This window comes from Streptomyces inhibens (assembly GCF_022221585.1).
Classification (GTDB): Bacteria; Actinomycetota; Actinomycetes; order Streptomycetales; family Streptomycetaceae; genus Streptomyces; species Streptomyces inhibens.
Window position 1 is genome coordinate 6,933,710 of record NZ_CP084681.1, and the last position, 22,866, is coordinate 6,956,575.

Consider the following 22,866-nt stretch of genomic DNA (forward strand, 5'->3'; position numbering starts at 1 on the left):
GCGGAACGTGCGGTTCAATCCGCCATTGTCCGATTCGCCCATAGATGTTGATCAAGGGAAATGCGGCATTTGTCGCACAGTTCGTGAGCAAACTCACAAGAAGATCGTCGAGTTCCCCACCACTTCGCAGGGAATAGCGCGCTTAGCCTGACGCTTTACATGGTTGCCGGAAACGACAAGGCAGGTTTCCGCAACCCCTTTCCCGACCCTTTCGACATCGCGAGGCATACAGCAGTGAAGACGACGACGATGTTCCGCAACATAGCCAACCCGCGGCGCACCACCCTGGCCCACCTCACGGACGCCGACGAGCTCGGCACCGCGGCCCCCGAGGTGCCGGAGCACACCGTCGAACTCCCCGCGCAGACCGCCAACCCTCGCCGCACCGTCCTGATGGACGCGCCCAAGCAGGACGTCCCGGCGTAGCGGAAGCAGGGGAACAGGCCATAAAGGACGACGGAGCGGCCGCGCCCCCGCGATAGCCTGGAGTGTCAACTCCGGCCAGTGATCAATGAGGGGCAGCGGCAACCCGTGCGCATCGCCAGATTCTCCATCGACGGCAACGTCGGCTTCGGCGTCGTCGAGGGCGACGAACTCGACGTCATCAAGGGGCACCCCTTCGCCGAATTCGAGCGCTCGGGCCAAAAGGTCCCCCTCGACAAGATCCGCCTGCTGCCGCCGGTCCTGCCCAACAAGGTCGTGGCGATCGGCCGCAACTACGCCGAACACGCCGCCGAGCTGGGCAATGCGGTCCCGGACGTGCCGGTCACCTTCTTCAAGCCGTCCACCTCCGTGATCGGCCCCGGCGACCCCATCGCGTACCCCTCCTTCTCCCAGGAGGTGCACCACGAGGCGGAGCTCGCCGTCGTCATCGGCCGGATGTGCCGTGAGGTGCCCCGTGAGCGCGTCAAGGACGTCATCCTCGGCTACACCTGCGCCAACGACATCACCGCACGCGACGTCCAGCAGCGCGAGAAGCAGTGGGCGCGGGCCAAGGGCTTCGACAGCTCCTGCCCGCTCGGCCCCTGGGTCGAGACCGATCTCGCCCCGGCGGATATCGCCGAGGGCCTCACGATCCAGTGCACCGTCAACGGCGAACAGCGCCAGCTCGGCCGCACCAGCGACATGCTCCGCCCGATCGAGGACCTGATCGTCCACATCACCGAGGCGATGACGCTGCTCCCCGGCGACGTCATCCTCACGGGCACCCCGGCCGGGGTCGGCCCCCTCAACGTCGGCGACGAGGTCGCCGTCACCATCGAAGGCATCGGCACTCTCACCAACAAGGTGATCAAGCGTGGCTAACGCGACCCCCGTCCGCGTCCGTTTCTGTCCCTCCCCGACCGGTAACCCCCATGTCGGCCTGATCCGTACCGCCCTGTTCAACTGGGCCTACGCACGGCACAACAAGGGCTCCCTGGTCTTCCGCATCGAGGACACCGACGCGGCCCGCGACTCCGAAGAGTCCTACCAGCAGCTGCTGGACTCCTTCCACTGGCTCGGCTTCGACTGGGACGAGGGCCCTGAGGTCGGCGGCCCGCACGCGCCGTACCGCCAGTCCCAGCGGATGGACATCTACAAGGACGTCGCCGACAAGCTCCTCGCCGCCGGCCACGCCTACCACTGCTACTGCACCACCGAAGAGCTGGACGCCCGCCGTGAGGCCGCCCGCCAGGCCGGCAGGCCCTCCGGCTACGACGGCACGTGCCGCGAGCTGACCGCCGAGCAGAAGGCCGCGTACGAGGCCGAGGGCCGTACCTCCATCGTCCGCTTCCGGATGCCCGACGAGCCGATCACCTTCACCGACCTGGTGCGCGGCGAGCTGACCTTCACCCCGGAGAACGTCCCGGACTACGGCATCGTCCGCGCCAACGGCGCGCCGCTGTACACCCTCGTCAACCCCATCGACGACGCCCTGATGGGGATCACCCACGTCCTGCGCGGCGAGGACCTGCTCTCCTCCACCCCCCGCCAGATCGCCCTCTACAAGGCCCTGATCGAACTGGGTGTGGCCAAGGAGATTCCGGCCTTCGGCCACCTCCCCTACGTCATGGGCGAGGGCAACAAGAAGCTCTCCAAGCGCGACCCGCAGGCGTCCCTCAACCTCTACCGCGACCGCGGCTTCCTGCCCGAGGGCCTGCTCAACTACCTGGCGCTGCTCGGCTGGTCGTTCTCCGCAGACCAGGACATCTTCTCCGTCAGCGAGCTGATCGAGAAGTTCGACATCGCGGACGTCAACGCCAACCCGGCCCGCTTCGACCTGAAGAAGGCCGAGGCGATCAACGCCGACCACATCAGGCAGCTGGACGTGAAGGACTTCACCGCGGCCTGCGAGCCCTGGCTGAAGGCCCCGCACGCCAACTGGGCCCCCGAGGACTTCGACCAGGCCGCCTGGGAGGCGATCGCCCCGCACGCCCAGACCCGCGTCACCGTCCTCTCCGACGTCACCGCCAACGTCGACTTCCTGTTCCTCAAGGAGCCGGTCGAGGACGAGGCGTCCTGGGCGAAGGCGATGAAGGGCGACCCGGCCGCCCTGCTCACCACGGCCCGCGCCAAGCTCGCCGACGCCGACTGGACCAGCCCCGAGTCCCTCAAGGAGGCCGTCCTGGCCGCCGGCGAGGAGCACGGCCTCAAGCTCGGCAAGGCCCAGGCCCCCGTTCGGGTGGCCGTCACCGGCCGCACGGTCGGCCTCCCGCTCTTCGAGTCCCTCGAAGTCCTCGGCAAGGAGCGCACCCTCCAGCGCATCGACGCGGCCCTGGCCAAGCTGGCCGGCTGACGTCGCCGTACGCCCCTGGGCCCGGAAGCCGCACGGCTTCCGGGCCCGTGGTGTATCCGGGGGCTCCGCTAGATTGCCCGTATGCCCGTTCGCGCCGTCCTGTGGGACATCGACGACACCCTCTTCGACTACAGCGGGTCGGACCGTGCCGGTGTACTGCGGCATCTCCGGGCCGAGGGGCTGGTGGCCGCGTACGGCGGCGAGGAGGTGGCGCTGGCCCGCTGGCGCAGCGCCATGGAGACCGAGTTCGCCCGGTTCCTCGCCGGTGAGGTCGGGTTTCTCGATCACCGCAGGGGCCGCGCCCGGACGTTCTTGGGAGTGGCGCTCTCCGACGCCGAGGCGGACGCCTGGTTCGCCCGGTACGTCGCCCACTACGAGGCGTGCTGGACCCTCTTCCCGGACTCCGGACCCGCGCTGGAGGCCCTTGCGCCGCTGGTGCGGCAGGCGGTGTTGTCCAACTCCTCGACCGCCAACCAGGAGCGCAAGCTGACCGCCCTGGGGATCCGCGCCCGCTTCGAGACGATCGTCTGCGCCGACGAGCTGGGTCATGCCAAACCGGCCCGCGAGGCGTTCCACGGCGCCTGCGAGGCGCTGGGCCTGCCGCCCGCCGAGGTCGCCTACGTCGGCGACCGTCTCGACATCGACGCGCTCGGCGCGCGGGATGCCGGGCTGACCGCCATATGGCTGGACCGTACGGACACCGGGGAGGACCTGCCGCCGGGCGTACGGCGGATCGCCGGGCTGGCGGAGCTCCCCGAGCTGCTGCGCGGAGTTATCGGTTTTGGAGCCCCGTCCACGATCGGGTAATGTTCTTCCTGCGCCGCCCGAGAGGGCCGAGAGGTCCGGCCGGGAAGCGTAAGTCAAACAAGACCCCCAGCACAGGGGGTTGCGCTTTGATGGCCTATGGTGTAATTGGCAGCACGACTGATTCTGGTTCAGTTAGTCTAGGTTCGAGTCCTGGTAGGCCAGCTCGCAGAGCTTATCTGCAACGCCCCCGTTGTGTAGCGGCCTAGCACGCCGCCCTCTCAAGGCGGTAGCGCCGGTTCGAATCCGGTCGGGGGTACAGATCCTTCCCAGGGAGACAGTCGGGTCGCACCCACTGTCACTCATGCAGGATCGCTAGGGCCCCCGTTGTGTAGCGGCCTAGCACGCCGCCCTCTCAAGGCGGTAGCGCCGGTTCGAATCCGGTCGGGGGTACTGGTCTAAACCACCATGGGCTATGGTGTAATTGGCAGCACGAGTGATTCTGGTTCATTTAGTCTAGGTTCGAGTCCTGGTAGCCCAGCGGAGCGTGTCTTTACGACAGGCTCAACTGCAAGAAAACTTGCCCCCGTTGTGTAGCGGCCTAGCACGCCGCCCTCTCAAGGCGGTAGCGCCGGTTCGAATCCGGTCGGGGGTACAAGAAGAGAAGGCCCCCCGCATCATGCGGGGGGCCTTCTTCGTGTCAACGGCCGGTTCCGAAGCGCCTGTTGGACTCCTCGGCCTCCGCCAGCCGGCGCAGGCTCAGCAGTACCGGCTCGTAGAGCACCGTCAGGGCCACCGCCGCCTCCACCTGCTCCGCCGGCGTCCCGAACTCCTCGACCAGATCCAGGTCGACCACCGCGAGCTGTGCCGCCCGGTGGGCGTAGGGCAGCAGATGTGTGATGTCGCAGGCGTAGCCGAGGCGGTGCAGCGCGGCGATGGCGGCGACGAGCATCCGGAAGGCGGGGAAGCCGTCCGCGATCTCGAGGTTGAAGCGCCAGTCGAGCCGTCGCAGCAGCTGGGTGGCGGTGCGCCGGCCGACCGCCGTCGAGGGGTCGCTCTCGTCGGGCTCCGGGCCGTGGGGGAGCGCCTCGATGGCCGTGCCCAGGCGTGAGAGCTGGTCGCGGGCGTCGTCCTCGACCGCGGCCAGCACTTCCCGGGCGGTGCTCACCGGTATCCGGCCGACCTGGATCAGGGCCCGCACGAGCCGCAGGCGGCGCAGATGCTCCGCGTCGTACTCGGACTGGGTGGCGGTGATCCGGCGGCCCGGAGGTAGCAGCCGTTCACGCAGGTAGTACTTGATCGTGGCGGTGGACACCCCGCTGCGCTCGCTCAGCTCCGCAAGTCGCATACCCCTTGCACCTTCCATTGGAGAGTGTCACTATCTAATCATGGATAGCGACGCTATCCAATGTGTCGAAGGGGGCTGTCGTGGGTGGCAAGCCGGTGCAGGGTCGGATGACGTCGGACGGCGACGGGGAGGTGGTGATCTTCCTCGTCGGGATGCGGATCAACAGCTGGCGCGCGGTGCGCAGTTGGCTGCCGGTGTTCCGGGCGATGCCGCGCATGATCAAGGAGCTGGCCCGGGACCGGGATAGCGGGATGCTGGGCTATCGCCTGCTCCCGGGACTCCCGCGGCATTTCGCCGTCATCCAGTACTGGGAGTCGAAGGAGAAGCTGCAGGCCTATGCGATGGACCGGAGTGGCGAGCACCGGCCGGCGTGGGCGGCGTTCAACCGGCGGGCGCGCGAGGGGAAGGACAAGGTCGGCTTCTGGCACGAGACCTTCGCCGTCCCGGCGGGCGCGCACGAGAGCATCTACATCAATATGCCGTCGTTCGGGCTGGGGGAGGCCCTGGGTGCGGTGCCGGTCGGCCGCCGCGGGGAGCCGGCCGCGGGCCGGCCGGCGGTCTGAGCGCCGGGCCCCGGCCCCGTCCCGCCGATCCGCGGGGATCGTGGGGCAGGGGCGGGGCCGGGCGCTGTGATCAGCTGTTGCGGCGCAGGCCCTCGGAGAGGCGGGCGGCCGCGTCGATGACCGCCTGGGCGTGCATACGACCCGGGTGGCGGGTCAGCCGCTCGATCGGTCCGGAGACCGAGACGGCGGCCACCACGCGGTTGGAGGGGCCGCGTACGGGGGCGGAGACGGACGCCACGCCCGGCTCGCGCTCACCGATCGACTGGGCCCAGCCGCGGCGCCGTACGCCGGAGAGCGCGGTGGCCGTGAAGCGCGCGCCCTGTAGACCGCGGTGCAGCCGCTCGGGCTCTTCCCAGGCCATCAGGATCTGGGCGGCCGAACCGGCCTTCATGGGGAGCGTGGAGCCGACCGGGACGGTGTCCCGCAGTCCGGACAGCCGCTCGGCCGCCGCCACGCAGATACGCATATCGCCCTGCCGGCGATAGAGCTGGGCGCTCTCGCCCGTCACATCGCGTAGGTGGGTGAGTACCGGTCCCGCCGTGGCCAGCAGACGGTCCTCGCCGGCCGCCGCGGCCAGCTCGGAGAGCCGCGGGCCGAGGATGAACCGGCCCTGCATGTCCCTCGCCACCATCCGGTGGTGTTCCAGAGCCACGGCCAGCCGGTGAGCCGTGGGTCGTGCAAGCCCTGTCGCCGCGACCAGCCCGGCGAGGGTGGCCGGACCGGACTCCAGGGCACTCAAAACCAGAGCTGCCTTGTCGAGAACGCCGACGCCGCTAGAGTTGTCCATGCAACGATACTCGCGTCTCACACTGTGAAACGCAAGTTCAATTTTCCAGGGAAGTCGTCAGTCTGTAGGTGTGGCCCTCGACCAGGGCCCGGCGTACGGCCCGGCAGGGGGATTTCTGCGGGCACCGCGCATGGACGAGCAAGGCCGGCAAAGCGGCCGGTCGGAGGGAAAGCGATGGGACGGACACTCGCGGAGAAGGTCTGGGACGACCATGTCGTCCGGCGCGCGGAAGGCGAGCCCGACCTCCTCTTCATCGATCTCCACCTGCTGCACGAGGTCACCAGCCCGCAGGCGTTCGACGGCCTCCGCAAGGCCGGCCGCCAGGTGCGCCGTACGGACCTGACCATCGCCACCGAGGATCACAACACCCCGACCCTCGACATCGACAAGCCGATCGCCGACCCGGTCTCGCGCACCCAGCTGGAGACGCTGCGCAAGAACTGTGCGGAGTTCGGCGTCCGGCTGCACCCGCTGGGCGATGTCGAGCAGGGCGTTGTCCACGTCGTGGGACCGCAGTTGGGACTGACCCAGCCCGGCACCACCGTGGTCTGCGGTGACAGCCACACCTCCACCCACGGAGCCTTCGGCGCGCTGGCGTTCGGTATCGGCACCAGCCAGGTCGAGCACGTCCTGGCCACCCAGACGCTGCCGCTGGCCCCCTTCAAGACCATGGCGATCACCGTCGACGGCGAGCTGCCCGACGGCGTGACGGCCAAGGACCTGATCCTGGCGATCATCGCCAGGATCGGCACCGGCGGCGGCCAGGGCTATGTCCTGGAATACCGCGGCTCGGCCATCGAGAAACTGTCGATGGAAGCCCGGATGACCATCTGCAACATGTCCATCGAGGCGGGCGCGCGGGCCGGCATGATCGCCCCCGACAAGACCACGTTCGACTATCTGCAGGGCCGCGATCACGCCCCCGAGGGCGAGGACTGGGACGCCGCGGTCGCGTACTGGAAGACGCTGCGCACCGACGACGACGCGGTCTTCGACGCCGAGGTGCACATCGACGCCACCTCCCTGGCGCCGTTCGTCACCTGGGGCACCAACCCCGGCCAGGGAGCACCGCTTTCGGCGAGCGTCCCCGACCCGGCTTCGTACGAGGACGCCTCGGAGCGCCTGGCCGCGGAAAAGGCCCTGGAGTACATGGGGTTGACGGCGGGTCAGCCGCTGCGCGAGATCAACGTGGACACCGTCTTCGTAGGTTCGTGCACCAACGGCCGCATCGAGGACCTGCGCTCCGCCGCCTCGATCCTGGAGGGCCGCAAGGTCGCCGACGGCGTACGGATGCTGGTCGTTCCCGGCTCGGTCCGGGTCTCCCTGGAGGCCGTCGCCGAGGGTCTGGACAAGGTCTTCACCGCGGCGGGCGCCGAATGGCGGCATGCGGGCTGCTCGATGTGTCTGGGCATGAACCCCGACCAGCTGGCGCCCGGTGAGCGCTCCGCGTCCACCTCCAACCGCAACTTCGAGGGCCGGCAGGGCAAGGGCGGTCGTACGCACCTGGTCTCGCCACAGGTCGCCGCCGCAACAGCGGTTCTCGGCCATCTGGCCTCACCGGCCGACCTGTCCGACGCCGACGTCGCCACGCCCGCGGGAGTCTGAACCATGGAAGCTTTCACCACACACACCGGCCGGGCCGTCCCGCTGCGCCGCAGCAATGTCGACACCGACCAGATCATCCCGGCCCACTGGCTGAAGAAGGTCACCCGCGACGGCTTCGAGGACGGGCTGTTCGAGGCCTGGCGCAAGGACTCGCAGTTCGTCCTCAACCAGGAGCGCTACAAGGGCGCCACGGTGCTGGTCGCCGGCCCCGACTTCGGCACCGGCTCCTCGCGTGAGCACGCCGTCTGGGCGCTGCAGAACTACGGCTTCAAGGCCGTCATCTCCTCGCGTTTCGCGGACATCTTCCGTGGCAACTCCCTCAAGAACGGGCTGCTGACGGTGGTCCTGCCGCAGGAGACCGTCGACCGGCTCCAGCAGCTGGTGGAGGCGGACCCGGCCGCCGAGGTGACCGTCGACCTGGTCGACCGGCAGGTCCGTGCGGAGGCCCCCGGACAATCCAAGCTGACGGCGGACTTCGAGCTGGACGAGAACGCTCGTTGGCGGCTGCTGGAGGGACTGGACGACATCAGCCTCACCCTTCGGGAGGAGTCGTCCATCGTGGAGTACGAGGCGAACCGCCCGTCGTTCAAGCCGCGTACCATCGAGGTCTGACCTCGGGTTTTGGCTCAAAGAGTTATTGCGTACTATGCGCCCCCTGTGCAGTTGGCAGGGGGCGCATCCGCTTGTGAAGGCGGCTGTTGAGGGCCCGTGAAGCGACAACTCGCCGCAGATGGCACAATTAGCGCATGGAACGCGACGACCAACTCAAGCTCTACGGTCTCGTCGCCGACCGGCTCAAGGTCGCACACGCAAGAGTGCGGACACTGCAAGTCCCGGAGGGCGTACGGATGGCGCTGACCCGGAAGCTGCTCGTCATCACGGCCGCGGCTAAACACGATCTTGCGGACGCGGCAAGGCGTCTGGAGTGGTTCATGGAAGACCTCGACGAAGGTCGTTATCCCGAAGATGTGCACGCCGACGGAAGTCCGTGAAGGTCGAGTTCGTTGCGGCACAAGGGTGATTAGCCCGTTTCGTGTTTGATTTGCGGTATATATCTGCCTAACGTGCGAAAAAGCTTGGAAACTTTCGTTCCAGCAATGTCTCCGAAGGGGAAGACGTGAACAAGGCGCAGCTCGTAGAAGCCATTGCCGACAAGCTCGGCGGCCGCCAGAACGCCGCGGAGGCGGTCGACGCCGTACTGGATGCAATCGTCCGTGCAACTGTCTCCGGCGACCGTGTTTCGGTCACCGGATTCGGCTCGTTCGAGAAGGTTGACCGCCCCGCCCGCTACGCCCGCAACCCGCAGACGGGTGAGCGCGTACGGGTCAAGAAGACCTCGGTTCCGCGTTTCCGCGCCGGTCAGGGTTTCAAGGACCTGGTGAGCGGCTCGAAGAAGCTCCCCAAGGGCGGCGAGGTCGCCGTCAAGAAGGCTCCCAAGGGCAGCCTTACCGGTGGTGTTGCCATCAAGAAGGCCGCCGCCAAGAAGGCCACCGCCAAGAAGGCCGCCGCGAAGAAGGCGGCACCGGCGAAGAAGGCCGCGGTGAAGAAGACCGCAGCGGCGAAGAAGGTCACCGCCAAGAAGGCCGCCGTGAAGAAGGCGACCACGGCCAAGAAGGTCACCGCCAAGAAGGCCGCCGCGAAGAAGGCGGCACCGGCGAAGGCGACGGCGAAGAAGACCGCCCCCGCCAAGAAGGCGACGGCGAAGAAGGCCCCCGCGAAGAAGGCCACCGCCCGCAAGACCACCGCGAAGAAGACCACCGCCCGCAAGCGGTGAACCAAGCAGCGGCGACGCCATGCGTCGGGCCGGTCTCCCTCCGGGGAGCCCGGCCCGCGGTGCTTTCCGGCCCCGGCCGCCGTCTAGGCTCTCTCCCATGCAGGCCACCGCGTATACGTACGACTCCGAGACCCGCTCCGGCAGTGTGCTGCTGGACGACGGCACCCCGCTGCCCTTCGACGCGGCGGCCTTCGACGCCGGTGGTCTGCTGCTGCTGCGGCCCGGTCAGCGGGTCCGTATCGAGGTCACCGGCGACGGTGCCGAGCGGCACATCGCCCTGATCACGCTCCAGACGCTCTGACCTGCGGCGGCAGCTGCCGCTCCGGCCCGCCCCGAGTCTTTGCGCCCCTTGCCGCCCCACCCGCGAGATGCGGCGCCTGGAGCGCCGTGTGCGGGCCCACGCCCAGTGCCAGCGCGGCGAGCAGATCCTCGCCGGTGTCCACGTCCCGGCGTACCGAGGGCGCATCCGGTGCGGTGATCTCCTGCGCTCCGGATGCCAGGTGACGGGCCCGTGACGCACCTCCGAATGCCGGTTCCAATTCCACTCCGGAAGTCGCGGTCAGAAGTGTTGTCCCGATATCCGCCGCATCCGCGAGAAATGCACGGGGAAATAGCGAAGCGGAATGGAGCACCAGTTCCAGCTCGGCCGGGCGCAGTGCGGGAAGGTCGGCGTTCAGCGCGGCGACGGCCGCACCCGGGCGGTGCGCCCGGATCGCCGCGGCGCCATGGGCCAGCGCCGCGTTGAGCCCACGGGCCGGTGTGTCGGGCAGGATGAGCGCCCCCAGGGCCGCCAGACGCTCCCCGGCCAGTTGATCGTCCGTGACAACCGCCACATCCCGCACGTCCGCGCAGGCCAGCGCCGCTGTCACGGTGTCCAGGGCGAAGGCGAGGGCCAACTTGGGCCGAAACTCCTCACCGGCGGCCCGGGAGAGCCTGCTCTTGGCCCGCACCAGCGGTTTCAGCGGCACCACCAGGCTCCAGCCCACATCCGCTCCGTCTCTTCGCATCCGCGCCATTCTCACCTGCTGCCGCCGCTCTCCCGGAGCGCCGGGGTTACGGTGTTCTCGACATAGCGGGTACCTGGGGCGACACTTGTGCGGCTGCCGGCCCGCAGCAGCTTCACAGGTCCCCACAAGGAGGGTGTCCCAGTGTCCCGCCGCAGAATCGGCTTCTGGTACCGCTTGGCCGCGGTCATCTGCAAACCGCCGCTCTTGGTTCTGTTCAAGCGGGACTGGCAGGGAATGGAGCACATTCCGGCCGACGGCGGATTTATCACCGCGGTCAACCACAACTCGTATCTTGATCCGCTCTCCTATGCGCACTATCAGTACAACACCGGGCGGGTCCCCCGATTCCTCGCCAAGGCCGGACTCTTCAAGAGCGGCTTTGTCGGCCTGATGATGCGCGGTACCGGACAGATCCCCGTCTACCGGGAAACCACCGACGCCGCCACCGCCTTCCGCGCCGCCGTCAGCGCCATCCACAAGGGCGAATGCGTCGCCTTCTACCCCGAGGGCACCCTCACCCGTGACCCCGATCTGTGGCCCATGCAGGGCAAGACCGGTGCCGCGCGGGTCGCGCTGCTGACGAAGGCGCCGGTCATCCCGGTCGCGCAGTGGGGCGCCAACGACGCGATGCCGCCGTACGCCAAGGAGAAGAAGCTCCGCCTCCTCCCGCGCAAGACGCTGCGGGTGAAGGCGGGACCGCCGGTCGACCTGAGCGCGTACTACGACCAGGAGCCGACCGCCGAGGTGCTGCGCGCCGTGACCGACGCCATCATGGCCGCGATCACCGAGCAGCTGGCCCAGCTCCGCGGTGAGCCCGTGCCGGCCGAACCGTACGACTGGCGCAAGGCGATCGCCCGGGAGCGCCGCGCCGCCCGCGAGGCCGCCAAGGCCACCCAGGGCGACGCAGCGGCCGAAACCCCCGCCGAGCCGGCCGTCGCCGCCGAACCGGCCGTCGCCCCGCAGCAGGCCCGAAGCACCCAGCAGGCACAGGAGGATGAAGGCAAGTGACGCGCTGCGCCGTCTACGGCACGGGGTCCTGGGGCACCACCTTCGCGATGGTGCTCGCCGACGCGGGATGCGAGGTGACCCTGTGGGGGCGCCGCGCGGCCCTCGTCGACGCCATCAACAACGGCCGTACGAACCCCGACTATCTGCCGGGGGTCGAGCTCCCCGCGTCCGTACGGGCCACCACCGACCCCGCGGAAGCGGCCCAGGGCGCGGAGTTCACCGTCCTGGCCGTCCCCTCCCAGACGCTGCGCGGCAATCTCGCCGAATGGGCGCCCCTGCTGCCCGCCGACACGATCCTGGTCTCCCTGATGAAGGGCGTCGAACTGGGCACGGCCAAGCGCATGAGCGAGGTCATCGAGGAGGTCGCCAAGGCGCCGGCGGAGCGGGTCGCGGTGCTGACCGGCCCCAACCTCGCCAAGGAGGTCGCAGCGAGGCAGCCCGCCGCCGCGGTCGTGGCCTGCGCCGACGAGTCGGTCGCCCGGCGGCTGCAGGCCGCCTGCCACACCTCGTACTTCCGGCCGTACACCAACACCGACGTGGTGGGCTGCGAACTCGGCGGCGCGGTCAAGAACGTCATCGCGCTCGCCGTCGGCATCGCCACCGGCATGGGCCTGGGCGACAACGCCAAGGCGTCCCTGATCACCCGCGGCCTCGCCGAGACCACCCGGCTCGGTCTCGCCATGGGCGCCGACGCGCACACCTTCGCGGGCCTCGCCGGCATGGGCGACCTCGTCGCCACCTGCTCCTCACCGCTGTCCCGCAACAACACCTTCGGCACCAACCTCGGCCGCGGGATGACGCTGGAGGAGACCATCGCGGTCACCAAGCAGACCGCCGAGGGCGTCAAGTCCTGCGAATCCGTGCTGGATCTGGCCCGCAGGCACGGCGTCGACATGCCGCTCACCGAGACGGTCGTGGACATCGTCCACGAGGGCAAGCCGCCGATGGTGGCCCTCAAGGAGCTGATGTCGCGCAGCGCCAAGTCCGAGCGGCACTGACCGCCGATTTCCCCCCGTCCGTCCCCCGCCCCGCCGCAGCGCCACCGGTGCCGCGGCGACGCGATGCCACCAACGGCCGCCGGGGCACTGACTCCGCGACTACCAGCAGGTACCCTCAAGCCGATATGAGCAGCGAGACCTCCTCCCACAAGCCCCGCGTCGCCGTCGTGTTCGGCGGGCGCAGCTCCGAGCACGCCATCTCCGTACTCACCGCCGGAGCCGTGCTGCGCGCCATCGACCGCGAGAAGTACGACGTGCTGCCCATCGGCATCACCACCGACGGCCGCTGGGCGCTGACCGCCGACGACCCCGAGCGGATGGCCATCGCGGACCGGCAGCTGCCCAGCGTGGCCGCGCTCGCCGAGTCCACCGAGGGCGGCGTGGTGCTCCCCGTCGACCCGACCAACCGCGAGGTCGTCTACACCGAGCCCGGCTCGGTGCCCAAGGCGCTCGGCGAGGTCGATGTCGTCTTCCCCGTCCTGCACGGCCCCTACGGCGAGGACGGCACCCTGCAGGGCCTGCTGGAGCTGTCCGGTGTGCCCTACGTCGGCTCGGGCGTGCTCGCCTCCGCCGTCGGCCAGGACAAGGACTACATGAAGCGGGTGTTTTCCTCCTTCGGGCTGCCGGTCGGCCCGTACGAGGTCATCCGCCCGCGGGAGTGGGAAAAGGACCCGGCCGCCGCCCGTAAGAAGATCGTGGACTTCGCGGGGGAGCACGGCTGGCCGCTCTTCGTGAAGCCCGCCCGGGCCGGCTCGTCCATGGGCATCACCAAGGTCAACGACCTCGGAGGCCTGGACGAGGCGATCGAGGAGGCCCGGGCGCACGACCCCAAGATCCTTGTGGAGTCGCTGCTGAGCGGCCGCGAGATCGAGTGCGGGGTGCTGGAGTTCGAGGACGGCCCGCGGGCCAGCGTGCCGGCCGAGATCCCGCCGGTCACCGCGCACGACTTCTACGACTTCGAGGCCAAGTACATCGACTCGGCCGACGGGATCGTGCCGGCGCCGCTGACCGCCGAGCAGACCGCCGCGGTCCAGGAGCTGGCCGTCGCGGCCTTCGAGGCGGCGTCCTGCGAGGGCCTGGTGCGCGCGGACTTCTTCCTCCAGGACAACGGCGAGTTCGTGATCAACGAGATCAACACGCTCCCCGGATTCACGCCCATCTCGATGTACCCGCGGATGTGGCAGGAGAGCGGAGTGAGCTACCCGGAGCTGATCGACCGGCTCCTCCAGGCGGCGCTGAACCGCTCCACGGGCCTGCGCTGAGCCTCCCGCCGGCCCCTACACCCCTTGGGGAACGGTCTTCTTCACGGCGCCCGCGAGGTCGATGAGCACATCGACCTCGGGGGCGTACTTCCCGGGCACGGTCACCTCGACATAGACCTTGCGCAGCACGGTCGTGAAGCGGTAGCCGTCGTCCTGCTTCTCGAAGAGCCATCTGACGCCGTTGACTTCCGCCGCGTCGGGGTTGGGGTTGTAATGTTCACTCCCGTACATCAGGACGCCGGGCTTCGGCACCCCGCAGCGCAGTTTCACGGCAGGATCGCCCCATATGGCAGTGAAGTCGGAGACGGGCTCGGCGGTACGCCGCTCCAGCCCGTTCACCGTCCGCGGCAATTCCTTGTGGAGCGCCCGGCAGTGCCTTGCGGCCTCGCCCTTGGGGGAGGGGACGGCCACGTCTTCGGAAGAGGAACAGCTCACCGCGGCGAACAGCACGGCGACCAAGGGCAGGGCCAGGTACCGGCGTCGCGCACTGATCACCCGGCCGAGCATACGGGGAGCTAGAGATGAACGACCGGGCAGGTAAGGGTGCGGGTGATGCCCTCCACTTGCTGGACCTTCGCGACCACCATGCGGCCCAGCTCGTCGACGGTGTCGGCCTGCGCGCGCACGATGACGTCATAGGGGCCCGTCACGTCCTCGGCCTGCAGCACACCTTCGATCGTCGAAATCACTTCGGCTACCGCCGAGGCCTTGCCGACCTCGGTCTGGATCAGGATGTAGGCCTGTACCACGGAACCTCCAGGGCGGCTACGAGGATCATGTGGGAAGAAGGGACGCCACGGTACCGCGTCACCGTGCGGAGCGGGGAGACCCGCGCGGTGAACACGGCAAGTGCGGCACAGTCGTCAGCCACGTACGGACCGTCCGTACACATGGGAAGGGCAACAGCATGAAGGGCACCGTGGGCGAGCTGGGGGAGTTCGGGCTGATCAGGGAGCTCACCTCCCGGATCACCTCCACCCCGGCGGTACGCATCGGGCCGGGGGACGACGCCGCGGTGGTCACCGCGCCGGACCGGAGGGTGGTCGCCAGCACCGACATCCTCCTGGAGGGACGGCACTTCCGCCGCGACTGGTCCACTGCCTACGACGTCGGCCGCAAGGCCGCCGCACAGAACCTCGCCGACATCGCGGCGATGGGCGCGGTGCCCACCGCGATCCTGCTCGGCCTGGTCGTTCCCGCCGAACTCCCCGCCACCTGGCCGACCGAGCTGATGGACGGGCTGCGTGACGAGTGCCAGGTGGCCGGCGCCGCGGTCGTCGGCGGCGACGTCGTACGGGGCGACACCATCACCGTCGCGATCACCGCGCTCGGCGATCTGCGCAACCAGGAGCCGGTCACCCGGGCCGGCGCCCAGCCCGGCGATGTCGTCGCGGTGACCGGCTGGCTCGGCTGGTCCGCCGCCGGGCACGCCGTGCTCTCCCGCGGCTTCCGCTCGCCGCGCGCCTTCGTGGAGGCCCACCGCCGCCCCGAGCCGCCGTACCACGCGGGCCCGGCGGCCGCCGGACTCGGCGCCACCGCCATGACGGACGTCAGCGACGGACTCGTCGCCGACCTCGGGCACATCGCCGAGGCCAGCAAGGTCCGGATCGATCTGCGGTCCGCCGCGATCGACATCCCCTCGCAGATGTCCGACATCGGCACCGCGGTCGGCGTGGACCCGATGCAGTGGGTGCTCAACGGTGGCGAGGACCATGCGATCGTGGCCACCTTCCCGCCGGATGTGAAGCTGCCCGCCCGCTGGAAGGTCATCGGAGAGGTGCTCCATCCGTCCGCGCTGCCGCAGGTGACGGTGGACGGCGCCCCCTGGGCGAAGGCCGGCTGGGACCACTTCGGGGACAACGGCGACGCCGAGTAGATTCGGCCGTATGCACATACCTCCACGCGTCCTGACCGTCGCCGGGTCCGACTCCGGCGGCGGCGCGGGTATTCAGGCCGACCTGAAGACGATGCTCGCGCTCGGCACCCATGGCATGAGCGTGCTCACCGCCGTCACCGCCCAGAACTCCCTGGGTGTGCAGGGCGCGTGGGAACTGCCCGCCGAGGCCGTACGCGCCCAGTTCCGCAGCGTCGTCGACGATATCGGCGTCCAGGCCGTGAAGACCGGGATGCTCTCCTCGGCGGTGCTCGTCGAGACCGTCGCGGAGCTGCTCGCCGATCTGCGGGTCCCGGTCGTCATCGACCCCGTGGGGGTTTCCAAGCACGGCGATGCGCTGCTCGCCGCCGGCGCCCTGGACGCGGTCCGCACCAAACTCCTGCCGACGGCCACGGTCGCCACCCCCAACCTGGACGAGGTCGCCCAGCTGACCGGCGTACGCGTCGAGGAGGAGGCCGATATGCGACGGGCGGCCGCCGCGATCCTGGACTTCGGGCCCCGCTGGGCGCTGATCAAGGGCGGCCATCTGACGGCCGGGCACGGGGACGGTGAGCAGGCCGTCGATCTGCTGACCGACGGCACCGAGGAACACTGGCTGCGCGCCCCGCGCCACGACAACCGGCACACCCACGGCACCGGCTGCACCCTCGCCAGCGCGATCGCCGCGCAGCTCGCCAAGGGGGACACCGTCCCGCGGGCCGCCACGGTGGCGAAGGACTATGTCACCGGCGCGATCGCGGCCGGCTTCCGGCTGGGTGGTGGCATCGGCCCCGTGGACCACGGCTGGCGCTTGCGCGGCGAGCACTGACCGCGTTCCGAGCGGCGACAGGCCGGGTATGGCATCGGCAGCGCCCGGACGGAGTTCTCAGGCCGGAGTTCTCAGGCCTGATTTCTCAGGCCTGATTTCTCAGGAAAAGGCGAAAGCCGGCCCACCTGAGAGGTGGACCGGCTTCACAAGCAACCGGTTGGGGCTGCGCTACGGCTAAGTCGTCAGCGCGAGACCTTGCCGGCCTTGATGCACGAGGTGCAGGCGTTCAGCTTCTTCGGCGTGCGCCCGATCACTGCACGCACCGTCTGGATGTTGGGGTTCCAACGACGGTTGGTACGGCGATGCGAGTGCGAGACACTCTTGCCGAAGCCCGGCCCCTTGCCGCAGACGTCGCAGTTGGCAGCCACGGGTCACTCCAAAGACTTCAGATGCACTTACGGTGAATCCTGACGAGCCGAGTGCATTACCCGACCGGCACCGTCAGGAGAGGAATGGCCCGATCTTCATCGGGCAACCGGAGCAGCATACAACGACCGCTCCCGTAGAACGAAACTACCACGCAGCCCCGGGCCCCCGCTCCGGCCTCCCCGCCGCAGCGCGGCTACTGTGCGGTGCATCCCGCGACCCAGGAGGACGACGTGCCGTACCCGTTCGACGCCACCGCGGTCCGCTCCTGGTGCGGACTGGCGCTGGAGGCGCTCGGCCGGGAACGCGAGCGGATCGATGCGATCAACGTCTATCCCGTGGCCGACGGAGACACCGGCACCAACCTGTATCTGACGGTCGAATCGGCCGCCCGCGCGGTCGAGGCCGCCTTCGACGGGCACGCCTCGGCCGGCACCTCGCTCCGTCTTGCCGACGCCATCGGCGCCATGGCGCACGGCGCCCTCATAGGAGCCCGCGGCAACTCCGGCACCATCGTGGCGCAGCTGCTGCGCGGTATGACCGAGGTCCTGGTGACGGCCGACGGAGCCGCCGACGGCGCCACGGCCGGCGCGGCCGACGCGCTGCGGCGGTCGCTGCGCCGGGCCGCCGCCTCCGCCTACGAAGCCGTCGCCCACCCCGTGGAGGGCACCGTCCTGACGGTGGCCACCGCCGCCGCCGACGCCGCCGAGCGCGCCGGGCACGAGACCGGCGACGCCGCCGAGGTCGCCCGCGCCGCCCACGACGGCGCCCGTACCGCCCTACAGGCGACCCCCGGGCAGCTCGCGGTCCTCGGCCGGGCGGGCGTGGTGGACGCCGGCGGCTGCGGGCTCGTCGCGCTGCTGGGCGCGCTCGCCGACGCGCTGTCCGGTGAGGTCTCGGTGACGCCGGTCGCCGTACGGGCCGATGCCCCGCTCCCCGAAGCGGCCGGCTGCGAGGTCGCGGGCCGGGTGGCGGCGGACGGCTGCGACCCGGACGGCGAAGGGCCCGCCTTCGAGGTGATCTACCTGCTGGAGGCCGGTGACGCGGCCGTGGCGCGGCTGCGGACCCGGCTCGACGGGCTCGGCGACTCCCTGGTGGTGGTCGGCGGCGACGGCCTGTGGAACGTCCATGTCCATGTCGACGACGCGGGCGCGGCGGTGGAGGCCGGCATCGAGGCGGGCCGTCCGTACCGGATCCGTATCACGCACTTCGGCGGCGCCACCCGCGCCAAGGAGCCGGCGATGGCGGCGCGGGCCGTGGTCGCGGTGGTGCCGGGAGACGGGCTCGCCGGACTGTGCGCGGAGGCCGGCGCGACCGCCGTCTCCGTACGCCCCGGGGAGCCGCCGGCCAGCGGCGAACTGGTGCAGGCGATCCGGCAGGCGCACGCCCGCGAGGTGATGCTGCTGCCCAACGACCCCGAACTGCGGCACACCGCGGCGGCCGCCGCGGAACAGGCCCGCACCGAAGGCGTACGCGTCGCGCTGATCCCCACCCGCTCCGCCGTCCAGGGCCTCGCGGCGCTGGCCGTGCACGAGCCGGGCCGCAGCTTCGACGAGGACGTGGTCGCGATGACCTCGGCCGCCGGCGCCACCCGCTACGCCGAGCTGGCGGTCGCCGAGCGGCAGTCGTGGACGATGGCCGGCGTCTGCCAGGCCGGGGACGTCCTCGGCCTGATCGACGGCGATGTCGCGGTGATCGGCTCCGACCTCACCGGCACCGCGATGACCGTGCTCGACCGGATGCTGTCCGCGGGCGGGGAAATGGTGACCCTGGTCCTGGGCGCGAAGGCGCCCGACTCCCTCGCCGAGCGGCTGGAGCGGCATGTGCGCGAGCGGCATCTCGCCGTGGACACCGTCGTCTACGACGGCGGCCAGTACGCGGCACCGCTGCTCATCGGCGTGGAATGAGCGCGGAGCGGGCCGGACAGCACGCCGGGAATGAGCCGGGACGGGCACGGAATGGGCCCGGAACGAGCGTGCGGTGAGAGCGCCGGGCCGCCGGGCACACCGCGATTGTCAGAGGCGTGGTGTGCAATAGACGCGTGGCAGCGCTCGACGAACCCCTGAAGAAAACCCTCGGCGGCACCACCGCGAAGGTGTTGGCCGAGCATCTCGACCTGCATACGGTCGGCGACCTGTTGCATCACTATCCGCGGCGCTATGCCGAGCGCGGCGAGCTGACCCGTCTCGCCGATCTCCCGCTCGACGAACATGTCACGGTCGTCGCGCAGGTCGCGGATTCCCGGGTGCTGAAATTCAACAGTGGCCGGGGACAGCGTCTGGAAGTGACGCTCACCGACGGCAGCGGCCGGCTCCAGCTGGTCTTTTTCGGCAAGGGCATCCACAAGCCGCACAAAGACCTGCTCCCGGGGCGCCGCGCGATGTTCGCCGGCAAGGTGTCGCTCTTCAACCGCAAACTGCAGCTCGCCCACCCCGAATACGAACTCCTCGACCGTGACGCCGACAGCGGGGCCGACGCGGTCAGCGCCTTCGCCAATCAGCTCATGCCGATCTACCCGGCCTGCCAGCAGATGGCGTCCTGGAAGCTCGCCAAGGCGGTCGACGCGGTGCTGCCCAGCGCACAGGACGCCGTCGATCCGCTGCCGGAGGCGCTGCGCGAGGGCCGGGCGCTGGTCCCGCTGACCGAGGCGCTGCTCAAGATCCACCGGCCGGGCAGCAAGGCCGATATCGCCGATGCGCGGGCCCGGCTGAAGTGGGACGAGGCGTTCGTCATGCAGGTCGCGCTCGCCAGGCGCCGCCTCGCCGACACCCAACTCCCCGCCGTACCGAGGACGTTGGTCGAGGGCGGAATCCTCGACGCCTTCGACGCCAAGCTGCCCTTCACGCTCACCGACGGCCAGCAGAAGGTCAGCCGGGAGATCTTCGACGACCTGGCGACCGAGCACCCCATGCACCGTCTCCTCCAGGGCGAGGTCGGCTCCGGCAAGGCGCAGCCGCTGGATGCGCTGGTGCTGACACCCCGCGGCTTCCGTCCCATGGGGGAGATGGCCGTCGGCACCGAGGTGGTGGTGCCGAGCGGCGAGATCGCCGTGGTGGACGGCGTCTTCCCGCAGGGGGAGCGGGAGGTGTGGCGGCTCGTGCTGTCCGACGGGAGCGCCGTCGAGTGCGATGACGAGCATCTGTGGATCGTCGGGGCCGGCGGCGCGGGGGAGCGGGTGCTGACGACGCGCGAGCTGCGGGCCGCGCTCCTTGACGGCGACGGCCGGGCCCGGTGGTCCATCGCGCCGGCCACCCCCGTGGACCTCGACGGCGGTGCGGAGCGGGTGCTCGATCCGTATCGGGTGGGGCGGATGCTGGGCGACGGCCGGGCTCCGGGCGCCGGCGAGGACCTCGACGGGGCGACGGGCCGGGCGCTGTGCGCGCGCCGGGTGCCGGACGCCTACCGGAACGCACCGCTCAAGGACCGGCTGGCCGTGCTGCAGGGGCTGATGGACGCCGGGGGTGAGCCCTCAGGGCCCGGCGCGGCGTTCCGTGCGGCGCCCGCCCCCCTCGCCGACGATCTCGCCTGGCTCGTGCGCTCCCTGGGCGGCCGCGTCCGGCTTCGGCCCGTAGGGGACGGCGCGTACGACGTGTCCGTGGCGCTTCCCGAGGCGTACCCGTCCTTCCGCGAGGCGGCGGACGGGGGCGCCGTGCGGGCGTCCGCGGGCGACGACGGCTTCCGGCGCACCATCGACGCCATCGAGTACGTCGGCCGCAAGCCCGTCCAGTGCATCAGCGTCGCGCACCCCGCTCACGCCTATGTGACCGACCACTTCACCGTCACGCACAACACCATGGTCGCGCTGCGCGCCATGCTCGGCGTGGTCGACAGCGGCGGCCAGGCCGCCATGCTGGCGCCGACCGAGGTCCTGGCCCAGCAGCACCACCGCTCGATCACCGAGATGATGGGGGAGCTGGCCGAGGGCGGCTTGCTGGGCGGGGCCGAACAGGGCACCAAGGTGGTGCTGCTGACCGGGTCCATGGGCACCGCGGCCCGCCGGCAGGCGCTGCTCGATCTGGTCACCGGCGAGGCCGGAATCGTCGTCGGCACCCATGCCCTGATCGAGGACAAGGTGCAGTTCCACGACCTGGGACTGGTCGTCGTCGACGAACAGCACCGCTTCGGCGTCGAGCAGCGGGACGCGCTGCGCGGCAAGGGGCACTCCCAGAGGGAAAAGCAGACGCCGCACCTCCTGGTGATGACGGCAACCCCCATTCCGCGCACGGTCGCCATGACCGTGTTCGGTGATCTGGAGACCTCCGTCCTGGACCAACTCCCCGCCGGACGCTCGCCGATCGCCAGCCATGTGGTGCCCGCCAAGGACAAGCCGCACTTCCTCGCGCGCGCCTGGGAGCGGGTCCGCGAAGAAGTGGCGGCCGGGCATCAGGGCTATGTGGTGTGCCCCCGGATCGGCGACGACGAGGAGGAGACGCCCAAGGGGCCGAAGAAGGGCGCGGCGGGCTCCAAGGGCGCGGCGGCCAAGGCGAGTTCACCGGAGGACGTGGTGGAGAAGCGGCCGCCGCTCGCGGTGCTCGACATCGCCGACCAGCTCTCCAAGGGGCCGCTCGACGGCCTGCGGGTGGCGGTGCTGCACGGCCGGATGGCGCCGGACGACAAGGACGCGGTGATGCGGTCCTTCGCCGCCGGCGAACTGGATGTGCTGGTCGCGACGACGGTCATCGAGGTGGGGGTGAACGTCCCGAACGCCACCGCCATGGTGATCATGGACGCGGACCGCTTCGGCGTCTCCCAGCTGCACCAGCTGCGCGGCCGGGTCGGCCGTGGCTCGGCGCCCGGCCTGTGCCTGCTGGTCAGCGAGATGCCCGAGGCCAGCCCGGCCCGTGCCCGGCTCGCCGCCGTGGCCGGCACCCTCGACGGCTTCGAGCTCTCCCGTATCGACCTGGAACAGCGGCGCGAGGGCGATGTCCTCGGGCAGGCGCAGTCCGGCGTCCGCTCCTCGCTGCGGATGCTCACGGTCATCGACGACGAGGAGATCATCGCGGCCGCCCGCGAGGAGGCCACCGAGCTGGTCACCGCCGACCCCGAGCTGACCGGCTGTCCGGAGCTGCGGATCGCCCTGTCCGCCCTGCTGGACGAGGAACGGGAGCAGTATCTGGACAAGGGCTGAGGGGTGCCTACGGACCGGAGCCGCCCGCCGCCGCGTGAGATCGATCACGGGCCCGGGTGCCTTCGGGGCGCCCCGGCCGGGCGCCCGCGGCCTCCTGACGGAATATCGTGGAGGGGCGGAGCCCGCCCGGCTCCCACCCCACAGCACACCACCACGCGCAACGTAAGGACGGGCCCATGACCCGCGTGATCGCCGGTGCGGCCGGCGGCCGCCGCCTGGCCGTACCGCCGGGAAACGGCACCCGCCCGACCTCCGACCGGGCGCGCGAGGGCATGTTCTCCACCTGGGAGTCGCTCGACGGACCGCTGGCCGGCGCCCGGGTCCTCGATCTGTACGGCGGTTCCGGCGCGGTCGGCCTGGAGGCGCTCTCCCGCGGGGCCGCCCATGTCCTGCTGGTGGAGGCCGATGCCCGCGCCGTGCGCACCATCCGGGACAACGTCCGCGCGGTCGGCCTCCCGGGCGTCGAGGTCCGGGCCGGCAAGGCCGAGCAGACCGCCGCCGTACCTGCCCCGGGCGAGCCCTACGACGTCGTCTTCCTCGACCCGCCCTACGTGGTCACCGACGAGGAATTGTGCGAGATCCTGCTCACACTCCGTGGTCAGGGGTGGCTTGCGGACGAGGCACTCGTCACCGTGGAGCGCAGCACCAGAGGCGGCACGTTCCCATGGCCGGACGGATTTGAAGCGATCAAGGCCCGTCGCTACGGCGAGGGGACGCTTTGGTACGGTCGCGCCGCTTCGACGTCCGCCGAATCGACGTCAACAAGCGTGTCATGACCGGATCGGAGAGCGAGGAACC

At 70.3% G+C, this 22,866-nt stretch carries 24 protein-coding genes and 5 tRNA genes; 23 read left to right on the forward strand and 6 right to left on the reverse strand.

The genetic code is table 11. From position 1 onward, the window contains the following. Positions 1-249 precede the first annotated feature (249 nt). The 9 genes from KI385_RS31420 (at position 250) to KI385_RS31460 (ending at position 4,175) form a co-directional block, all read left to right on the forward strand. Positions 250-426 carry a hypothetical protein gene (locus KI385_RS31420; protein ID WP_238575475.1) on the forward strand — a complete coding sequence of 59 codons (177 nt, stop codon included), beginning with the start codon at positions 250-252 and terminating at the stop codon, positions 424-426. A gap of 105 nt (positions 427-531) precedes the next feature. Continuing rightward, positions 532-1,305, forward strand: coding sequence for a fumarylacetoacetate hydrolase family protein (locus tag KI385_RS31425; protein WP_238575476.1), 774 nt, complete (start codon positions 532-534; stop codon positions 1,303-1,305). Beyond that, entirely contained in the window at positions 1,298-2,776 is a 1,479-nt protein-coding gene (gene gltX, locus KI385_RS31430; RefSeq protein WP_238575477.1) for a glutamate--tRNA ligase, read from the forward strand. Before KI385_RS31425 ends, gltX begins: the two co-directional genes overlap by 8 nt. An 81-nt stretch (positions 2,777-2,857) precedes the next feature. Next, positions 2,858-3,583 carry an HAD family hydrolase gene (locus KI385_RS31435; RefSeq protein WP_238575478.1) on the forward strand — a complete coding sequence of 242 codons (726 nt, stop codon included), beginning with the start codon at positions 2,858-2,860 and terminating at the stop codon, positions 3,581-3,583. Between the two features lie 90 nt (positions 3,584-3,673). Further along, positions 3,674-3,745 (forward strand) — tRNA-Gln (locus tag KI385_RS31440). 21 nt (positions 3,746-3,766) lie between these two features. After that, positions 3,767-3,839 (forward strand) — tRNA-Glu (locus KI385_RS31445). 61 nt (positions 3,840-3,900) lie between these two features. Beyond that, positions 3,901-3,973, forward strand: a tRNA-Glu gene (locus tag KI385_RS31450). A gap of 16 nt (positions 3,974-3,989) precedes the next feature. Beyond that, a tRNA-Gln gene (locus tag KI385_RS31455) sits at positions 3,990-4,061 on the forward strand. Between the two features lie 41 nt (positions 4,062-4,102). Beyond that, a tRNA-Glu gene (locus KI385_RS31460) sits at positions 4,103-4,175 on the forward strand. Positions 4,176-4,220: 45 nt separating this feature from the next. Here the strand turns inward: KI385_RS31460 and KI385_RS31465 are convergent. Further along, entirely contained in the window at positions 4,221-4,868 is a 648-nt protein-coding gene (locus KI385_RS31465) for a MerR family transcriptional regulator (RefSeq protein WP_238575479.1), read from the reverse strand. Between the two features lie 80 nt (positions 4,869-4,948). Between KI385_RS31465 and KI385_RS31470 the strand changes: the two genes are divergently transcribed. Continuing rightward, positions 4,949-5,431 carry a DUF4188 domain-containing protein gene (locus KI385_RS31470; RefSeq protein WP_238575480.1) on the forward strand — a complete coding sequence of 161 codons (483 nt, stop codon included), beginning with the start codon at positions 4,949-4,951 and terminating at the stop codon, positions 5,429-5,431. 70 nt (positions 5,432-5,501) lie between these two features. Here the strand turns inward: KI385_RS31470 and ndgR are convergent, their stop codons facing one another. After that, positions 5,502-6,218 (reverse strand): IclR family transcriptional regulator NdgR, encoded by a 717-nt coding sequence (gene ndgR, locus KI385_RS31475; protein ID WP_238575481.1) that lies wholly within the window; start codon positions 6,216-6,218, stop codon positions 5,502-5,504. Between the two features lie 174 nt (positions 6,219-6,392). On the opposite strand from ndgR, the gene leuC reads away from it, so the two are divergent. The 5 genes from leuC to KI385_RS31500 all read left to right on the forward strand — a co-directional run bounded on the left by leuC (position 6,393) and on the right by KI385_RS31500 (position 9,898). Continuing rightward, complete coding sequence (gene leuC, locus KI385_RS31480) at positions 6,393-7,823, forward strand: 3-isopropylmalate dehydratase large subunit (protein WP_238575482.1); 1,431 nt, start codon at positions 6,393-6,395, stop codon at positions 7,821-7,823. Between the two features lie 3 nt (positions 7,824-7,826). Beyond that, the gene (gene leuD / locus KI385_RS31485; RefSeq protein ID WP_238575483.1) at positions 7,827-8,435 is read left to right on the forward strand and encodes a 3-isopropylmalate dehydratase small subunit; all 609 of its coding nucleotides are present in this window, start codon (positions 7,827-7,829) and stop codon (positions 8,433-8,435) included. Positions 8,436-8,569: 134 nt separating this feature from the next. Further along, a complete protein-coding gene (locus KI385_RS31490) occupies positions 8,570-8,815 on the forward strand; it encodes an SCO5555 family protein (RefSeq protein ID WP_128504539.1) in 246 nt (81 codons plus the stop codon). 125 nt (positions 8,816-8,940) lie between these two features. Continuing rightward, complete coding sequence (locus KI385_RS31495; RefSeq protein ID WP_238575484.1) at positions 8,941-9,597, forward strand: HU family DNA-binding protein; 657 nt, start codon at positions 8,941-8,943, stop codon at positions 9,595-9,597. Positions 9,598-9,694: 97 nt separating this feature from the next. Then, a complete protein-coding gene (locus KI385_RS31500) occupies positions 9,695-9,898 on the forward strand; it encodes a hypothetical protein (protein WP_238575485.1) in 204 nt (67 codons plus the stop codon). Here the strand turns inward: KI385_RS31500 and cofC are convergent. Beyond that, a complete protein-coding gene (gene cofC, locus KI385_RS31505) occupies positions 9,879-10,604 on the reverse strand; it encodes a 2-phospho-L-lactate guanylyltransferase (protein WP_238575486.1) in 726 nt (241 codons plus the stop codon). The genes KI385_RS31500 and cofC overlap by 20 nt on opposite strands. 141 nt (positions 10,605-10,745) lie before the next feature. On the opposite strand from cofC, the gene KI385_RS31510 reads away from it, so the two are divergent. The 3 genes from KI385_RS31510 to KI385_RS31520 all read left to right on the forward strand — a co-directional run bounded on the left by KI385_RS31510 (position 10,746) and on the right by KI385_RS31520 (position 13,872). Next, entirely contained in the window at positions 10,746-11,612 is an 867-nt protein-coding gene (locus KI385_RS31510) for a lysophospholipid acyltransferase family protein (RefSeq protein ID WP_238575487.1), read from the forward strand. Further along, entirely contained in the window at positions 11,609-12,610 is a 1,002-nt protein-coding gene (locus tag KI385_RS31515) for an NAD(P)H-dependent glycerol-3-phosphate dehydrogenase (RefSeq protein WP_281066926.1), read from the forward strand. The genes KI385_RS31510 and KI385_RS31515 overlap by 4 nt, the downstream gene beginning before the upstream one ends. Before the next feature lie 125 nt (positions 12,611-12,735). Next, a complete protein-coding gene (locus KI385_RS31520; protein WP_238575488.1) occupies positions 12,736-13,872 on the forward strand; it encodes a D-alanine--D-alanine ligase family protein in 1,137 nt (378 codons plus the stop codon). 15 nt (positions 13,873-13,887) lie between these two features. Here the strand turns inward: KI385_RS31520 and KI385_RS31525 are convergent, their stop codons facing one another. Continuing rightward, positions 13,888-14,379: a DUF3515 domain-containing protein gene (locus tag KI385_RS31525; RefSeq protein ID WP_128504553.1), complete on the reverse strand. Its 492-nt coding sequence runs from the start codon at positions 14,377-14,379 to the stop codon at positions 13,888-13,890. 8 nt (positions 14,380-14,387) lie between these two features. Beyond that, complete coding sequence (locus tag KI385_RS31530; RefSeq protein ID WP_238575489.1) at positions 14,388-14,621, reverse strand: Lrp/AsnC ligand binding domain-containing protein; 234 nt, start codon at positions 14,619-14,621, stop codon at positions 14,388-14,390. A 158-nt stretch (positions 14,622-14,779) separates the two neighbouring features. Here KI385_RS31530 and KI385_RS31535 point away from each other — a divergent pair, with 158 nt between their 5' ends. Next, positions 14,780-15,748 carry a thiamine-phosphate kinase gene (locus KI385_RS31535; RefSeq protein WP_238575490.1) on the forward strand — a complete coding sequence of 323 codons (969 nt, stop codon included), beginning with the start codon at positions 14,780-14,782 and terminating at the stop codon, positions 15,746-15,748. Positions 15,749-15,758: 10 nt separating this feature from the next. Next, on the forward strand, positions 15,759-16,574 hold the full coding sequence (thiD, locus tag KI385_RS31540) for a bifunctional hydroxymethylpyrimidine kinase/phosphomethylpyrimidine kinase (protein ID WP_238575491.1): 816 nt from the start codon (positions 15,759-15,761) through the stop codon (positions 16,572-16,574). Positions 16,575-16,756: 182 nt separating this feature from the next. On the opposite strand, the gene rpmB is transcribed toward thiD, so the two are convergent. Then, complete coding sequence (rpmB, locus tag KI385_RS31545; RefSeq protein ID WP_006602870.1) at positions 16,757-16,942, reverse strand: 50S ribosomal protein L28; 186 nt, start codon at positions 16,940-16,942, stop codon at positions 16,757-16,759. A 231-nt stretch (positions 16,943-17,173) separates the two neighbouring features. Between rpmB and KI385_RS31550 the strand changes: the two genes are divergently transcribed. The 3 genes from KI385_RS31550 to rsmD all read left to right on the forward strand — a co-directional run bounded on the left by KI385_RS31550 (position 17,174) and on the right by rsmD (position 22,844). Further along, complete coding sequence (locus tag KI385_RS31550; protein WP_238575492.1) at positions 17,174-18,847, forward strand: DAK2 domain-containing protein; 1,674 nt, start codon at positions 17,174-17,176, stop codon at positions 18,845-18,847. Positions 18,848-18,981: 134 nt separating this feature from the next. After that, positions 18,982-22,068, forward strand: a complete 3,087-nt coding sequence (locus KI385_RS31555; RefSeq protein WP_238575493.1) for a helicase-related protein — start codon at positions 18,982-18,984, stop codon at positions 22,066-22,068. Between the two features lie 176 nt (positions 22,069-22,244). Then, complete coding sequence (gene rsmD / locus KI385_RS31560) at positions 22,245-22,844, forward strand: 16S rRNA (guanine(966)-N(2))-methyltransferase RsmD (protein ID WP_238575494.1); 600 nt, start codon at positions 22,245-22,247, stop codon at positions 22,842-22,844. Positions 22,845-22,866 lie beyond the last annotated feature (22 nt).

Bases quoted from the DNA above. Each gene is read 5' to 3' on its own strand.
- KI385_RS31420 (WP_238575475.1), top strand. From the start codon at position 250: ATGTTCCGCAACATAGCCAACCCGCGGCGCACCACCCTGGCCCACCTC.
- KI385_RS31435 (WP_238575478.1), top strand. From the start codon at position 2,858: ATGCCCGTTCGCGCCGTCCTGTGGGACATCGACGACACCCTCTTCGAC.
- KI385_RS31465 (WP_238575479.1), bottom strand. From the start codon at position 4,868: ATGCGACTTGCGGAGCTGAGCGAGCGCAGCGGGGTGTCCACCGCCACG.
- ndgR (WP_238575481.1), bottom strand. From the start codon at position 6,218: ATGGACAACTCTAGCGGCGTCGGCGTTCTCGACAAGGCAGCTCTGGTT.
- leuC (WP_238575482.1), top strand. From the start codon at position 6,393: ATGGGACGGACACTCGCGGAGAAGGTCTGGGACGACCATGTCGTCCGG.
- leuD (WP_238575483.1), top strand. From the start codon at position 7,827: ATGGAAGCTTTCACCACACACACCGGCCGGGCCGTCCCGCTGCGCCGC.
- KI385_RS31490 (WP_128504539.1), top strand. From the start codon at position 8,570: ATGGAACGCGACGACCAACTCAAGCTCTACGGTCTCGTCGCCGACCGG.
- KI385_RS31500 (WP_238575485.1), top strand. From the start codon at position 9,695: ATGCAGGCCACCGCGTATACGTACGACTCCGAGACCCGCTCCGGCAGT.
- cofC (WP_238575486.1), bottom strand. From the start codon at position 10,604: ATGCGAAGAGACGGAGCGGATGTGGGCTGGAGCCTGGTGGTGCCGCTG.
- KI385_RS31520 (WP_238575488.1), top strand. From the start codon at position 12,736: ATGAGCAGCGAGACCTCCTCCCACAAGCCCCGCGTCGCCGTCGTGTTC.
- KI385_RS31525 (WP_128504553.1), bottom strand. From the start codon at position 14,379: ATGCTCGGCCGGGTGATCAGTGCGCGACGCCGGTACCTGGCCCTGCCC.
- KI385_RS31535 (WP_238575490.1), top strand. From the start codon at position 14,780: ATGAAGGGCACCGTGGGCGAGCTGGGGGAGTTCGGGCTGATCAGGGAG.
- thiD (WP_238575491.1), top strand. From the start codon at position 15,759: ATGCACATACCTCCACGCGTCCTGACCGTCGCCGGGTCCGACTCCGGC.
- rsmD (WP_238575494.1), top strand. From the start codon at position 22,245: ATGACCCGCGTGATCGCCGGTGCGGCCGGCGGCCGCCGCCTGGCCGTA.